The sequence below is a fragment of the Peribacillus sp. NPDC096379 genome (genome assembly GCF_044762875.1).
In the GTDB taxonomy this organism is placed as follows: domain Bacteria; phylum Bacillota; class Bacilli; order Bacillales; family DSM-1321; genus Peribacillus.
Window position 1 is genome coordinate 225774 of the sequence record NZ_JBIWFD010000002.1, and the last position, 14940, is coordinate 240713.

Annotated in this window: 13 protein-coding genes; 6 read left to right on the forward strand and 7 right to left on the reverse strand. The window is 38.9% G+C overall.

Annotation, left to right across the window (positions count from 1 at the left end; translation table 11 throughout):
- Window positions 1-273 precede the first annotated feature (273 nt).
- The 3 genes from ACIQZI_RS10165 to addA all read left to right on the forward strand — a co-directional run bounded on the left by ACIQZI_RS10165 (window position 274) and on the right by addA (window position 8372).
- Window positions 274-885, forward strand: coding sequence for a TVP38/TMEM64 family protein (locus ACIQZI_RS10165; RefSeq protein ID WP_403073975.1), 612 nt, complete (start codon window positions 274-276; stop codon window positions 883-885).
- A 229-nt stretch (window positions 886-1114) separates the two neighbouring features.
- Entirely contained in the window at window positions 1115-4618 is a 3504-nt protein-coding gene (addB, locus tag ACIQZI_RS10170; RefSeq protein ID WP_403072687.1) for a helicase-exonuclease AddAB subunit AddB, read from the forward strand.
- Window positions 4611-8372 (forward strand): helicase-exonuclease AddAB subunit AddA, encoded by a 3762-nt coding sequence (gene addA, locus ACIQZI_RS10175; RefSeq protein WP_403072690.1) that lies wholly within the window; start codon window positions 4611-4613, stop codon window positions 8370-8372. The genes addB and addA overlap by 8 nt, the downstream gene beginning before the upstream one ends.
- 274 nt (window positions 8373-8646) lie before the next feature.
- On the opposite strand, the gene ACIQZI_RS10180 is transcribed toward addA, so the two are convergent.
- The 6 genes from ACIQZI_RS10180 to ACIQZI_RS10205 form a co-directional block, all read right to left on the reverse strand.
- Window positions 8647-8865 carry a spore germination protein gene (locus ACIQZI_RS10180; protein WP_062182211.1) on the reverse strand — a complete coding sequence of 73 codons (219 nt, stop codon included), beginning with the start codon at window positions 8863-8865 and terminating at the stop codon, window positions 8647-8649.
- A 173-nt stretch (window positions 8866-9038) separates the two neighbouring features.
- A complete protein-coding gene (locus ACIQZI_RS10185; RefSeq protein WP_403072695.1) occupies window positions 9039-9482 on the reverse strand; it encodes a spore germination protein GerPE in 444 nt (147 codons plus the stop codon).
- 4 nt (window positions 9483-9486) lie between these two features.
- Window positions 9487-9666 (reverse strand): hypothetical protein, encoded by a 180-nt coding sequence (locus ACIQZI_RS10190; protein WP_062182205.1) that lies wholly within the window; start codon window positions 9664-9666, stop codon window positions 9487-9489.
- Window positions 9656-10270 carry a spore germination protein GerPC gene (gene gerPC, locus ACIQZI_RS10195; RefSeq protein ID WP_172796848.1) on the reverse strand — a complete coding sequence of 205 codons (615 nt, stop codon included), beginning with the start codon at window positions 10268-10270 and terminating at the stop codon, window positions 9656-9658. The genes ACIQZI_RS10190 and gerPC overlap by 11 nt, the downstream gene beginning before the upstream one ends.
- 248 nt (window positions 10271-10518) lie before the next feature.
- Window positions 10519-10731, reverse strand: coding sequence for a spore germination protein GerPB (locus ACIQZI_RS10200; protein ID WP_062182199.1), 213 nt, complete (start codon window positions 10729-10731; stop codon window positions 10519-10521).
- Window positions 10732-10755: 24 nt separating this feature from the next.
- The gene (locus ACIQZI_RS10205) at window positions 10756-10977 is read right to left on the reverse strand and encodes a spore germination protein (protein ID WP_062182196.1); all 222 of its coding nucleotides are present in this window, start codon (window positions 10975-10977) and stop codon (window positions 10756-10758) included.
- 198 nt (window positions 10978-11175) lie between these two features.
- Between ACIQZI_RS10205 and ACIQZI_RS10210 the strand changes: the two genes are divergently transcribed.
- From ACIQZI_RS10210 to ACIQZI_RS10220, 3 genes are all read left to right on the forward strand, one after another.
- Entirely contained in the window at window positions 11176-12357 is a 1182-nt protein-coding gene (locus tag ACIQZI_RS10210) for a DUF418 domain-containing protein (protein ID WP_403072701.1), read from the forward strand.
- A gap of 24 nt (window positions 12358-12381) precedes the next feature.
- Window positions 12382-13275 carry a fumarylacetoacetate hydrolase family protein gene (locus ACIQZI_RS10215; protein ID WP_403072704.1) on the forward strand — a complete coding sequence of 298 codons (894 nt, stop codon included), beginning with the start codon at window positions 12382-12384 and terminating at the stop codon, window positions 13273-13275.
- 95 nt (window positions 13276-13370) lie between these two features.
- Window positions 13371-13721, forward strand: a complete 351-nt coding sequence (locus ACIQZI_RS10220; RefSeq protein ID WP_062182186.1) for a YisL family protein — start codon at window positions 13371-13373, stop codon at window positions 13719-13721.
- Window positions 13722-13968: 247 nt separating this feature from the next.
- On the opposite strand, the gene ACIQZI_RS10225 is transcribed toward ACIQZI_RS10220, so the two are convergent.
- Window positions 13969-14541 (reverse strand): DUF2777 family protein, encoded by a 573-nt coding sequence (locus ACIQZI_RS10225; protein ID WP_062182183.1) that lies wholly within the window; start codon window positions 14539-14541, stop codon window positions 13969-13971.
- Between the last annotated feature and the right edge of the window lie 399 nt (window positions 14542-14940).

Below are 14940 nucleotides of genomic sequence, written 5' to 3' on the forward strand. Positions count from 1 at the left end.
TAGGCGTATAATCGGGAAGCTTCACATTGTTCAAACATAAGGGTGTCCCAAAACGAAAGGGTCAGGCCCATATCTACTTTATATCGTTTATAAACGTGCAAATAGCGCAATAAACGGTGTAAAGAGTATGGGGGTAGATGCTTTGGGACATGCCTATGTTTCACATATTGTAAGTGGATCAAAAGAGCATAAATGATATACATCTAAGCTGACTACTCCAGAAAATAAGCAAGAGAAGGAGCATTGGATTTTTTTGACATTGAGGAGATTGAAATGGATTTGGAGCATATTCGTGATTGGTTTACATTAGAAAATATATTGGGGTTAATTGAACAGTATCGATCGTTCGGACCATTACCAGGGATTTTTTTACCGATGTTTGAGTCGTTCCTACCTTTTCTGCCGCTCTTTGTATTTGTATTTGCAAATGCGAGTGCTTTTGGCCTATGGCTGGGGTTTATGTATTCATGGATTGGGACCGTTACGGGATCGTTGCTTGTTTTCTTCTTATTTCGCCATTATGGGCACCGAAGGCTATTAAAGTTTCTTCAAAAAAATAAACAGATTAAAAAGCTTATGAATTGGGTAGAGAGACATGGATTCGGCCCGCTTTTTCTTCTACTTTGTTTTCCGTTTACTCCTTCTGCCCTTGTGAATATTGTAGCTGGTCTTTCGAATATAAGACCGATGCCATATGCACTTGCATTATTAGGTGGGAAGCTGGTCATGATTTTTACGATTAGTTTTATAGGATACGATATAACTTCATTGTTCCATCAGCCGTTACGCACGGTAATCGTTATCATTATAATCTTTGTATTATGGCTTGTTGGGAAACAAATAGAGGCAAGGCTAAATAGAAACATGAGTAGGGAAAATGAGTAATGGCAGCGGGTAAAATGAAACGTAAATAATGATGACATTCTGGTCGGTGTTATATGTATGATGAAAGTTTAACGTGCCACCCCTACCAATCATGGAACAAGAAAAATTATCGATTTAAGAGTATAATAAGTAAAAAAGGCATTGGAGATCCAATGTCTTTTTTTGATTAAATACTTGATATGATGAACGAATAGATACAGAAGAAAAAGCTAGAAAAGGGGGCAGGGTAATGGCGTTGAGATTTATTACTGGACGATCAGGGTCAGGAAAGACGGCAAAGGTGCTTGATGAGATACGTGATAGGCTTGTTGAAGACCCAGCTGGAAAACCGATTATTTATTTAGTTCCGGATCAAATGACATTTCTGTCTGAATATAAATTAATTAAAACACCAGGCCTAGAGGGAATGATGCGAGCGCAGGTGTTCAGCTTTAGTCGTTTAGCATGGCGAATCCTTCAAGAAACAGGCGGGGGCAATAGGCGCCATCTTGACAGTGTCGGAGTGAACATGCTCATCCGCAAAATCATGGAAGACAAAAAGACTGAGTTAAAAATGTTTCGTCGTTCAGCGGACAAGCCTGGCTTCATCGTGCAAATGGAAGAAATGTTGTCTGAGTTTAAACGCTATTGTCTTGATCCTAAAGATATCAATGAATTCCGAGAACGTTCTATACAATATTCATCAGAAGATGCCGTTCGTGATAAACTACATGATTTAGAGTTAATTTATCAAGCGTTTGAAGATGAATTGGTAGGCAAGTATTTGGATTCAGAGGATTACTTCCGTTTATTGATTGAAAAATTGGCTCAATCAAGTTATATAACAGAAGCTTCGATTTATTTAGACGGTTTCTATAGCTTAACGCCTCAGGAACTGCAAATTGTAGAAGAATTATTGAAACAATGTAAGGATGTAACTGTTGTATTAACGCTTGATCAGCCTTATAGGATATCCCCACCTGATGGGTTAAATCTTTTCAGACAAACCGGTTCAACTTACTTTAATATTTATCAACGAGCATTGGCCTTAGGCGTTACTGTTGAGAATGATGAACATTTAGAGAGTGCGCCACGTTTTAAAGGAAATCAAGGGCTGTCGCATCTCGAAGCCAATCTTACTGTGCGACCAGCGCATGAACTTAATGGGGAAACGAGCGTTACAATCGTACAGGCGATGAATCGAAGAGCAGAAGTAGAAGGAGTTGCCCGGACAATCTTGCGGTTTGTTCGCGATGGCAATTACCGCTTTCGGGATTTGGCTATATTGGTCCGAAATGGCGAATCCTATCATGATCTGATCAACACGGTTTTTTTGGATTATCAGATCCCTGTTTTTATCGATACAAAAAGAACCATGTTGAATCATCCGGTAATTGAACTCATTCGCTCTACCTTAGAGATTTTGAACACAAATTGGCGTTATGAACCGGTGTTTAGAGCTATAAAAACAGAACTTCTACATCCGATCAACCTGAATTCCGATATCATGCGTGAAAAGGTAGACCGATTGGAGAACTATGTACTCTCTCGTGGAATAAAAGGGAATAGATGGTATCAAAAAGAACCATGGACCTATAGAAGAATAAGAGGATTGGAGCTTTTGGATAGGCGCCAGACTAATCAGGAAAAGCAATTGGAAGATGAAATTAACGAGCTGAAGGAACTTTTTAATTCTGCCATTTTACGTTTATCCAAACGCTTGAAGCGTGCACAAACAGGCCGAGAAATGTGCGAAGCGCTGTATTTATATTTGGAAGAACTAAACATTCCGGAGAAGTTAGAAAAATTGAAGGCTGAAGCAGAAGAGCGAGATGATCTGATCAGTGCACGAGAACATGAACAGGCGTGGAATTCGGTTGTTAATTTGCTTGATCAATTCGTAGAATTACTCAGCGAAGAAAAAATGACGTTAAAACAGTTCTCAACTGTAATGGAAAGTGGTTTTGAAACATTAAAGTTCTCCCTCGTTCCACCGGCAATTGACCAAGTGCTTGTCGCAAACCTTGATTTATCAAGGCTAGATGACATTCGTACCGCATTTGTTATAGGTCTAAATGAAGGTGTTTTACCAGGTAAGGCTGGCAAGGATGGGATTTTATCAGATCAGGACCGTGAAAACCTAGCCGCTAACGGATTTGGGGTTGCACCAAGCTCAAAGCTCCGTTTATTAGATGAAGAGTTTGTCGCGTATAAAGCTTTTACAACACCATCTGAATCACTGTATTTGACGTATCCGTTAGCAGATGAAGAAGGGAAAGCACTGCTTCCTTCTTCCTATATTAAGCGGGTAAAGGACGTGCTGCCGCAAGTGAAAGAAGTAGTGTTCATGAATGACCCGTCTGACTTAGATGCAAGTGAACAGGCAGAATATGCTGCGAATTACGATGTTGCTTTGTCTTATTTAACAGCGCAGCTTCAGCTTAAAAAAAGGAATTACCCAGTTCATCCTGTATGGTGGGATGTTTATAATGCCTATATGGATCATGAATGGATGAGGCCAGAAGCAGTTCGGGTGCTGTCGAGCTTATTTTACCAAAACAAGACCAAAAGAATATCTGAGGAAACGAGTAGAAAAATCTATGGAGAAACCATTTTGGCCAGTGTATCTCGGATGGAAATGTTCAATAGCTGCGCGTTTGCTCATTATGCTGCCCATGGATTGAAGCTACAGGAGCGTAAGATTTTTCGTCTGGATGCTCCTGATATTGGTGAAATGTTTCATGGTGCGTTAAAAATCATCTCGGATTATTTATATGAACGGAACATAGCCTGGTCCTCTTTAACAAAGGAACAATGTTTGATGCTTGCAAGAAAGGCTGTTGAACGACTCGCACCGAAGCTGCAAAACCAAATTTTATTGAGTAGCAATCGACACCACTATTTAAAGCGAAAGTTAGAGCAGGTAATTGGACGAGCTTCCATCGTCCTAAGCGAACAAGCAAGGCAAAGCGGCTTTGTACCAGTAGGATTAGAGCTAGGTTTTGGGAAAAATGGTCAGTTACCACCGCTTTCATTTGAGTTGAGAGATGGAACAAAGATGGAGTTAGTCGGCCGGATTGACCGCATTGATAAAGCGGAAGAAAACGACAGTGTTTATTTACGGGTGCTAGACTATAAATCCAGTGAAAAGGATTTGAATTTAAGTGAAGTGTATTACGGACTGGCCCTGCAGATGCTCACATATTTAGATATCGTGATTACTCATTCAAGCTCTTTGGTTGGAAAAGAAGCATTGCCTGCCGGTGTACTTTATTTCCATGTCCATAACCCGGTTGTCAAAAGCAAGGGTATGGTCGATCTTTCGGAACTTGAACAAGAAATATTTAAAAGTTTTAAAATGAAGGGTCTGCTATTAGGTGATCCAGACGTTGTTCAATTAATGGATCAATCATTGGAACAAGGGGTTCTTAGTAACTCAAATATGATTCCAGCAGGTTTAAAAAAAGATGGAACATTGCAGGCTAAATCTAAGATTGCAAGTCAGGAAGAGTTTTCGCTCTTGCAAAATCACATCCGTCATTTATATCAAGAAGCGGGTAATGAAATTGTTGGCGGCAACGTAGAGATTAATCCTTATAAACTTAAGGATAAAATTCCTTGTACGTTTTGTGCATTTAAGTCCGTGTGTCAATTTGACCAATCCACGGAGGAAAACGAGTATCGATTATTATCTTCTACTAAACAAGATGAAGTATTGAATGTATTAAGAGGGGAGGCTGCAACACATGAGTAAGACAATCATCCCGGTAAAGCCTGATCATGTTACATGGACTGAAGACCAGTGGAAAGCGATCTGGGCAAAAGATCAGGATATACTCGTGGCTGCGGCGGCTGGATCAGGGAAAACAGCTGTACTTGTGACACGGATTATTGAAAAGATTTTATCGGAAAAAGAGCCAATTAACGTAGATGAGCTATTAGTTGTTACCTTTACGAACGCCTCTGCCGCAGAAATGAAGCATCGAATTGGTGAAGCGCTGGAAAAGGCAATTTCAGACAATCCGAAATCACAGCACTTACGAAAGCAAGTGAGTTTAATCAATCGTGCTTCGATCTCGACCCTCCATTCTTTTTGTTTAGAAGTAATTCGGAAGTATTATTATTTAACAGATATTGATCCTGGATTTCGGATTGCCGATTCAACAGAAGCGGAACTGCTTCGCGATGAAGTGATGGAAGAACTGCTTGAGGAACACTATGGTCAAAGCGATGAGGAATTTTTTAGATTGGTGGATGCATTTACTAGTGATCGAAACGATGCAGCTCTTCAGCAGATTATCCGTTCGCTTCATAATTTTTCCCAATCGTACCCAGACCCTGAATCATGGTTACATCAAGCAGCAGCCATGTATAATATTGCAGACGATGCAGAGATTGAAGATCTGCCTTTTTGGGATTCATTAAAGTTCGATATCTCTATGCAGCTTCAATCGGCTCGGGATTTACTGGAACAAGCGCTTGATCTGACAAAATTGCCAAGCGGTCCTGCACCAAGAGCGGAAAATTTGTTGGATGATTTAATGATTGTAGAACGATTGGAAAAAGCCAATGCTGAATCATGGCAGCAAATGTACGCCAGTATGCAAAGCTGGAAATTCACAACGGCCAAGAGATGTTCGGGGGATGCCTTCGATAAAGAGCTTATTGAGCTAGCTACAAAGCATCGGAATAAGGCAAAGAAAATTCTTGAAACAGTCAAGAGTGAGTTGTTTTTGCGAAAGCCTGAGCATTATCTGCAAGATATCCGAGAATTAAAGGGCTATGTTGAAACATTAGTCATACTTGTCAATCAGTTTGATGCCAGGTTCAAAACAGCGAAGGCGGAAAAGAACATCGTTGATTTTTCCGATTTGGAGCATTATTGCTTAGCCATTTTAACGGAAAATGTGGAAGGTTATAACCGCACTCCATCACAAGCAGCACTGGAGTACCGTCAGCAGTTTAAGGAAGTATTAGTCGATGAGTACCAGGATGTCAATTTTGTACAGGAATCGATTTTGAAACTGGTTACAGCTGATGGGGAGAACACGGGGAATATGTTCATGGTGGGTGACGTTAAGCAATCCATTTATCGTTTTCGCTTAGCCGAGCCGAATCTTTTTCTTGGTAAGTACAAGCGTTTTGCCCAAGACGGGGATGAATCAGGATTACGAATTGACTTGAATCGTAATTTCAGAAGCCGTAAAGAAGTATTAGATGGAACTAATTACTTATTCAAGCAGCTGATGGGTGTACTCGTTGGTGAAATTGAATATGATGAACAAGCTGAATTGAAAAAAGGGGCAGATTATCCTGAGGATTCCGAATATCCGATTGAATTATATTTAATTGATGGTGCTATTTCAGAGGAATCGAGCTTTAAAGGGGAAGACGGAGATAATGTCGAAGGCTTTGAAGCGGATGAATTGGAAAATGCACAGCTTGAGGCCAGAATGATGGCAAAGCTTATTCAAAAAGCCGTTACTGAAAAACAGCAAATTTACGATAGCAAAACTGGATTATATCGTTCTGTAACGTATCGTGATATTGTTGTCCTGCTGCGTTCTATGCCATGGGCACCGCAAATTATGGAAGAATTTAAGAAACAAGGAATTCCGGTATATGCAAATTTATCAAGTGGTTATTTCGAAGCAACTGAAGTGGCCATTATGCTTTCACTGCTGAAAACGATTGATAACCCACAGCAAGATATTCCGCTCGTATCTGTATTACGCTCGCCCATCGTCGGCTTAAATGAAGAAGAGCTTGCACAGGTGAGACTATTCAATACAGGCAGCTATTATGATGCATTGGCAGAGTTCTACCGGAAAGCCGATCATGATCAATATCCGGATGTTTATGAAAAAGTTTCTATGCTTTATCGAAACCTAACCAAATGGCGGAAAATGGCTCAGCAAGTATCTTTGTCAGATTTAATATGGCAGCTTTATGGTGAAACGAGATTTTATGACTTTGTTGGCGGAATGCCGGGCGGGAAGCAGCGTCAGGCGAATTTACGTGCTTTATATGACCGTGCAAGACAATATGAGACTAGTTCCTTTAGAGGATTATTCCGCTTTTTACGATTCATTGATCGAATGCAGGAGCGCGGCGATGATCTCGGGGCAGCTCGTGCACTTGGGGAGCAGGAAGATGTAGTTCGCTTGATGACGATTCATTCATCGAAGGGGCTGGAGTTTCCGCTCGTTTTTATTGCGGGGCTTTCCAAACAATTCAATATGATGGATCTTCGGAAGTCTTATTTGCTAGATAAAGAGTATGGCTTCGCAGCTGACTATGTGAATCCAGAGCTACGCATCACCTATCCATCGCTTCCGCAGATTGCGTTTAAGAAAAAGAAACAACTTGAATTGATCGCAGAGGAAATGCGTGTATTATATGTAGCAATGACTCGTGCTAAAGAAAAGTTATATCTAATCGGAACATTGAAGAATGTCTTGAAAAGTGTTTCTAAATGGATTGGAGATGCAACTGGTTCAGAGTGGTTGCTGAAAGACTATGTTCGTGCAAATGCGCGTAGTTATATGGATTGGATAGGACCTGCGTTAATTCGTCACCCTAGCAGTACTGCATTCTTGGAGAGTGTGGGTCTTACAGTCAACTATGATGACAATAAGCTTAAGCATCCATCACAATGGGTCATTAAAACGGTACAAAGAGAACGGCTTCAAATGCAGGAAGATGAAACGGTGAACGAAGCAGAAAGCTGGCTTGAGCATGTTAAGAACGCTGAGAAAATCGATCTAGAGTCTGAGTTTCGTGACAAAATTATGTCTCAACTTGCATGGGTATATCCGGAAAGAGATGCTAGTGTAAACCGTTCGAAACAATCTGTTTCGGAGTTGAAACGTCAGCTTGAATTTCGAGATGAGCAAAGTTCTACGGAACTGTTGCGTAAATATGAACGTCCGATATCTAATCGACCTGCTTTTATGCAGGAGAAATCATTAACACCTGCTGAAAAAGGGACAATCACCCACCTTGTGATGCAGCATATTAGCGTAAACGAGCCGATAACGATCGAATCCGTTCGGCAATTACTGAACGAGCTAATCATAAGGGAGCTGTTAACGGAAGAGCAGAAGAGTGCTGTTAACATCGAGGTAATTGTATCATTCTTTGATTCTGAAATTGGTCAAAGAATGCAAAGAGCGTCAGTGATCCGCAGAGAAGTTCCATTTACATTGGCGGTACCGGCAAGTGAAGCATACTCTCATTGGCATGGAGAAGAAGAAACCGTTCTTGTTCAAGGTGTAATCGACTGTATATTTGAAGATGAAGCTGGACTTGTTTTATTGGATTATAAAACAGATGGCATTACCGGTCGTTTCCATAATGGATTTGAAGGTGCTAAAGAAATATTGGCTGACCGTTATCGAATTCAACTGCAATGGTATACGCGCGCAATTGAAGGGATATTGAAGAAAAAGGTGAATGATCGCTATTTGTTTTTCTTTGATGGCGGACATTTGTTAGAAATAGAATAGTAAGAGAATATGTGCAAACAGGAGGATAAAACGAGCTAAGAGATTCGGGGAGTGATGGTCTCTAACCATTTATATATGGAGTAATACGTGAGAACAGGAAAATGATAAAGAAATTCGCAAACTTTTTTTACTGGACTTTTTGAACAACCTTTAAAAAAGGGTCAAACCTCGCATTCTATACACAGTTTTAGTGTTCATCCACTTAATGGAACTGTATAGGAGTGCGAAGTTTGACCTTTTGATTATGAAAAAGCTTTCTTGCTTTGATTCTATTTTAGTTATTCCCGGCAATTGGCTGATCAACACCAGCCAGATCGAGAATATTACTTCCACTTAGTCCATTTGCATTAAAAATAAAGAGACCAGTGCTACTAGAACCAGAACCTGTTACTGTTTTTGACGAGCTTTTCGGAGAGATGGCAAGTGCGTCGCCAAATTGCACGATTCCCCCAGCATTACTGGTTACTTGAACGGGACCAACGATAGCCGGCATGTAAATCATCCTTTTAAGAAAGTTTAGTATGCGATTATAAATTAAATCACATCGACCTGTTTAATGAAAATTAAAAATGAGTTAAGATAAACGAATATTTGTGCCCTCGGATTATCATGTGATTAAGTCTTTAGCTTATCAAAGGGAGCAGACGAATGTATGGTGGAATTTTTTTAGTTTTCATTGTCTACTGGTAGAACTTCGTTTTGGAACTGAATCGTTCCTTCAGGTAGAGTATTTACACCTGTTTTATTCTTAGAAATATAGCGAATATGCATTACTCGATTACGCATTCTAATATGGTCGGTATTCCCAACACTTACTACGGCTGAAGCTGAAACAGCACTAATTTTAATAGCTCCTACAGAGATAAATGGTTGAAGATGGTTAGTATTCATAACAACTGGCTCTACTATAGGCAAAAGGGGTGGATAAGATTTGAATAGTGGATAATCCTTAAAATCCTTATCTTGAATGTGCATAACATCTGAACGGCGTTGAATGGCTAATACATCATTCTCGCTATCAATAAATTGACAATCCCCAATCTGAATGAATGAACTATATATAGCAAGTTGAATATTAATCCTATCGACTTTAGAAATTCTAGAAAACATCTTATTATCCTTTTGGTGCTAATGGGAGGAATGTACCGACGATTAATGATTCGGGTGGTGTATCAAATGCAGAAGAAAGTTGTATCGTTTGAACATCTCCGATTTGAAATACAGAAGAACTGGCTACAATCCGAACCTCGATTTGCCCAACGCATAATTCACCATTTGTAATGTTAAATTCCATGATTTGAATTTCCTCCTGACTGTTTGTGTGAAGCTATAATAAAATTTCGAATAGCAATATGAATATCTGTGTTGAGTTTTTCTATGATTTGTTGTTTCATTTGTTCGTGACGATGTGGAGAACGCTCATCTGGTGACGTATGGTTTAGATATTGTTCAATTCGCTGCTGAAGCTGCTTTTCGAGATCATTTCTAATAAATTCATGATAGGATGGGTCGAGCTTGGCGTTAATTTCACTTTCAGTATCTGTAATCAGTGTATCAAGATTGGTAAGAATGTGATTTTGAATGTCCTGAATAAGTTCATTTCTTGCTGGAAACATGTACGGCTCAAAAGTTGATGGATTCGATGATGGTACTGCTAACTCTTCAATATTACTAAGGTCTTTTGGATTTAATCCGATGTTCAAAGTTCCTTCGAGTGTTTCCACTTTTAATTGATCAAACTTATATTCAATTCGTTCAACATTGACAGTTGGTTTAGCTTTTAATTGTTCCAACTGTTCCAACAAAGATTGAACCGTGGACTCGAGGTTTTCAATACGCTTATTTTGGCTCGAGAGATATTTTTGCATCTGTATGGTATAAGAGTAGAATTCATTCATCGTTCTCATCACCTCGCTTTTTTCGCCAAATGATACAGAGTACAAGTTTCATACAAAACTCCTATGGCTTTAAAACGTCGCCATTTACCACGCACCGATCCTTGTAGTACGCTACACTCACCTAATCACAATGGCGGCGGTACGGAGCTGGAATAAAGAATGTATATCTACAAAATAAATAGAATATTATAATAATTTTGTGAATTATAAGATCTCTATATCTTTCATACTATAACAACATTCATCAACTAATTTCGAGCTGGAGCGCCTCCTGCAACATGCGCTAAGGGCAAAGGCTCTAGTTCTAATTGCGGTGCAGGCCCAGTAAATCCACCCGTATTACTAAGTTGAGATAGCGGTTTAATGACACCAGCACTGCCAATTTGAAAAACGGAGGAATTCCCAATACTCGTAATTTTAATGCTATGAATGTGAATGTTTTGTTGAATATTAAAAATCATCAAGATTCCCCTCTCTAAAACGGTTCAAACATTGAAAAGGATTGGTTGATCCGTTATATCCGAATCATACGTATTTGTGACACTGTTCCCGTTATATAACGAAATGTTATCTCCAGTATTAAATGAGCCAGCACCGGCATAGGTCTTCGTAGCGGAATATGGAGTTACTTTAAATACATCTCCAATATTGAAAACGGCGCTTGTTCCAAGGCTGATGACCTGAACGACTCCAACGATGGCGGGCATAAATAACTCCTCCTAAAAAATTTCCCTGCCATATACTATGTAATTTGCGCAACGTTGTGATTAAATCGCCTAATCAGTGATATAGAAAATTTCTAATGAAGGTAGTGGAGAACTGAATGTGAAAGAAATATTTCATTATCAAACAACAGCGTGTAGAATATTAGAAAAAGCGTACAAATGGGGAGGTGAGAGCAAAGAATGAAACAAGATGGACAAACCATCGATGGAAGTCAAAGGGTTCAAAGCATCGATAGTTTAAGAGGGTTAGCTATACTTGGGATTTTTCTTGTAAATATGCCTGACTTTCATTCACCATTTTTACATATTAATCCACTTGAGTGGTGGAGAGATAACCCAGATCGTATATTCTACATATTGGTTGATTTATTTGCTCAGGCAAGCTTTTACCCAATGTTTGCGTTTTTGTTTGGCTTTGGCGCTGTTATTCTTGCGAAGCGGGCTCAAGACAGAAATCAGTCATTCCCACTTGTATTTTCTAGAAGATTAGTCGTTCTTTTAGTCATTGGGTGTGTTCATGCCTTTTTCATCTGGCATGGAGATATATTAATCAATTATGCATTGTTTGGATTTTTCTTTCTGTTATTTTATAGGATGAGCGGCATAACTCTCCTATGGCTCGGTTCGCTTCTCTTTGCCATTCCAGCATTATTGTTTAGTTTATTGATGATGTTGATTTACTTTACAATACCTGACGAGGCTGTAATACCAACGAATTTTGAAATGGTTAAGGCTTCTATTGAAGCATATCAATTAGGTACCTTTATGGAGATTTTTCAGCAACGTTTTGTGGAGTGGTATATGGTTAATAATTTAGGGAATGGTATCATCCTCTTTTTCTCCATCTTTCCGTTGTTTTTGATTGGTGCAGGGTTTGCGAAGCTAAAGTGGTTGGAGAAAACGAAAGAGCATCAGCGAAAACTGGCGATGATTGCAGTTGTCTGTTTAGTCATCGGCAGTTTGCTTAAAGCAAGTCCATACATAGCAAACTACAATTATTTTACCGTATCTCTGCAAGATATGATTGGTGGTCCAGTGATATCGATTTTTTATATTACTGCAATTGTATTACTTCTGCAAAACAAATCTATTGCAAAAATTGTATCGCTACTAGCCAATGTCGGTAGATTATCGATGAGCAATTATTTGCTACAGTCCATCATTGGAACATTATTATTCTATTCGTATGGCTTTGGGTTATATGATAAAATTTCTTTTACAACAGGAGTCGTACTTGTTGTTGTTATTTACTTCTTACAGCTTGTACTCAGTACAATTTGGTTGAAGTATTACCGGATAGGACCTGTTGAATATATCTGGCGGTTTGCTACTTATGGCACTCGGCCAATGATGAAAAAGTAATCGTAGCAAGGGGGAATATGGATTATGAAATTCGCAACGGTAAAAGTGAAAGGGAAGAGTCAAGTTGTACTTGTAGAAAAGAATAATTCCAATGTATTACTACTTCAAGCTGCAGCGATAAAAATGGGTGAAGCGATTCCCACAACACTACTCCAATGTATTGAAAAGGCTGAGATTTTTTTACAAAAGGCAAAGGAAATTGAACAATGGGCATCCACTCAAAAGAACAAATCAGAATTTTATGTGGATGAATACGTTTGGGAAGCTCCAATTCCGCGGCCAGCGAAAAATATCTTTTGTGTGGGGAAGAATTATGCCGAACATGCTGTTGAGATGGGAAGTGAAGCAGACATTCCTGAGCATATTATTCTATTTTCAAAAGCACCAACTGCTGTGATTGGCCATGAAGCAGACATTCCTCGTCACGAAGGCATAACAGACGAACTAGATTATGAAGGTGAGCTTGCTGTTGTCATTGGCAAAAAGGGTAAAGAGATTAGACGGGAAGAAGCGTTGGATTACGTGTTCGGCTATACGATTGTAAATGATATCACAGCAAGAGACTTGCAAGTAAATCATAAGCAATATTTGCTTGGAAAAAGCTTGGATGGTTCATGCCCAATTGGTCCGGTTATTGTAGAGAAGTCAGCAATCGAAAATCCTAATCAACTGGACATTGAAACCCGAGTCAACGGTGAAATCAGACAGCAATCCAATACCGAACAATTTATTTTTCCAGTTGAAGAAATCATTGAGATTCTTTCGAAAGGTATGACACTTGAACCAGGTGATATTATCGCCACAGGGACACCAGCTGGAGTTGGTAAAGGATTTAAACCGCCCAAATTTTTACGAAAAGGGGACGAAATAGCGATAAAAGTCAAGGGAATCGGAACACTTATAAATACTGTTCACTAAATGTTCATTATTTCCTGCAACTGAGGGTATAGTTTTGTTTTTAGATATTTGTCTATGATATGATGAAGGAGAAACTGTTAAGAGGGGGATTTGAAATGACTCATATGCACATTACAACTTGGCTTGTCGCTATTATTCTATTTTTTGTAGCGTTTACTATGTACAAGCAGGGTAATGCGAAAAAAGCTAAAATTCTACATATGATTACAAGACTGTTTTACATCTTAATTTTACTTACTGGTGGAATGTTGATGGGATCTCAGGTTGGTTACTATATGTGGAAAATGATCGTTGGTCTGATTGTCATTGCTATGATGGAAATGGTCTTGGTTAAAACGAAAAAAGGCAAGGGTACGGGTTTATACTGGGCTATTTTCATTGTCTCATTCGTTGTTGTATTGTACCTAGGACTAAAACTTCCTCAAGGCTTCCATCCGTTCTTATAAAGTGAAACTAACATCAGTGAGGTTTTTTCATCCCTACTGATGTTAGTTAAACCGGGATAAATCACTTCATAACACTCATAGTTAAAGAGGATGACTAAATTAGAGTTTGCCCAGCTACCAACACACAGTTTATCGTGTTACTTTCATTCCACTTAAACTGAATGTAGGAATTTCGGGTCAGACCCTTATCTATAGGACATTCTCTTTTCTATTTTTATATTCTAGGTCTTCCTTTTAGGTGAAGGTGCTAGGAATGTTTAGAGTTTATTTTTTCAATGATAATCCGTTTGCCCGTATTTATTGTAAATTCAAAGCGGTCATGATTTGTTGAAGTGTAAAAGAAATGATGCTGTACAGAGCATACGGAAACTTCGTTGTCAAAAACTAGGAAATTCACGCCTGTTTTTGGAGATGCTCCTTCTGAGAAGTCAAGCTGATTATAACAGTAAATGCAATCATGAATCGAGAAATCTAGTGAATTTAAACTCGTGATAAACTGGACGAATGACTCAGTCTCTATTTTTTTCAATAATCTTTCTAATGAGCTTAACAATGGTTTGCGAATTTTTACTGTTTCCCCGTCATATAAATGGATCATGTCTTTATGGACTTTTACAAAACCATTTTCTTCAACGATTCCTCTGTACCAATTTTTTCTCCGATAGATATCTATTTCCAGTTGTGAATATTCTTCTAAAGAAGTAGCTTCGTCGGTTTCGTTATCAAAGAAAACCCATTGCTGATTGATATTCTCAACTGTTCCTTCTAAAAACGCGCGATTTTGATGATTAATAAGGTTCATTCGTTGCTGATCATTCATAATTTACCTCCAAAAATGGATTACCTCCCCTTCTTTTTAGACAAAATGTCTCTATTTTATAACCATTTAAGCGTAGATTTATTCCCCAATTTTAATCTGTAGAAACATAAATACATAAAATGAACAAGAAAGTGATAAGAAGTTTGGATTGAAATCATTTATCCTTCATAAACCCCATCTTTATAAACCGCATCCTATGGGGCTAACTATCACTTATGGAAATTTTACTTTAGCGGACAAATAACCATTTATCACCTTATGCATAGGCTATCTTATATTCTCGCTGCATGGCTCATTTGGAAATGTGTCAATGTAGGGCTTAAATAAGGAGTCAGCAGTTGAATCAGAATGTTAGCTGGATATAATGCAGCTATAAGAATGGTGAATTCTGTGAGGCCG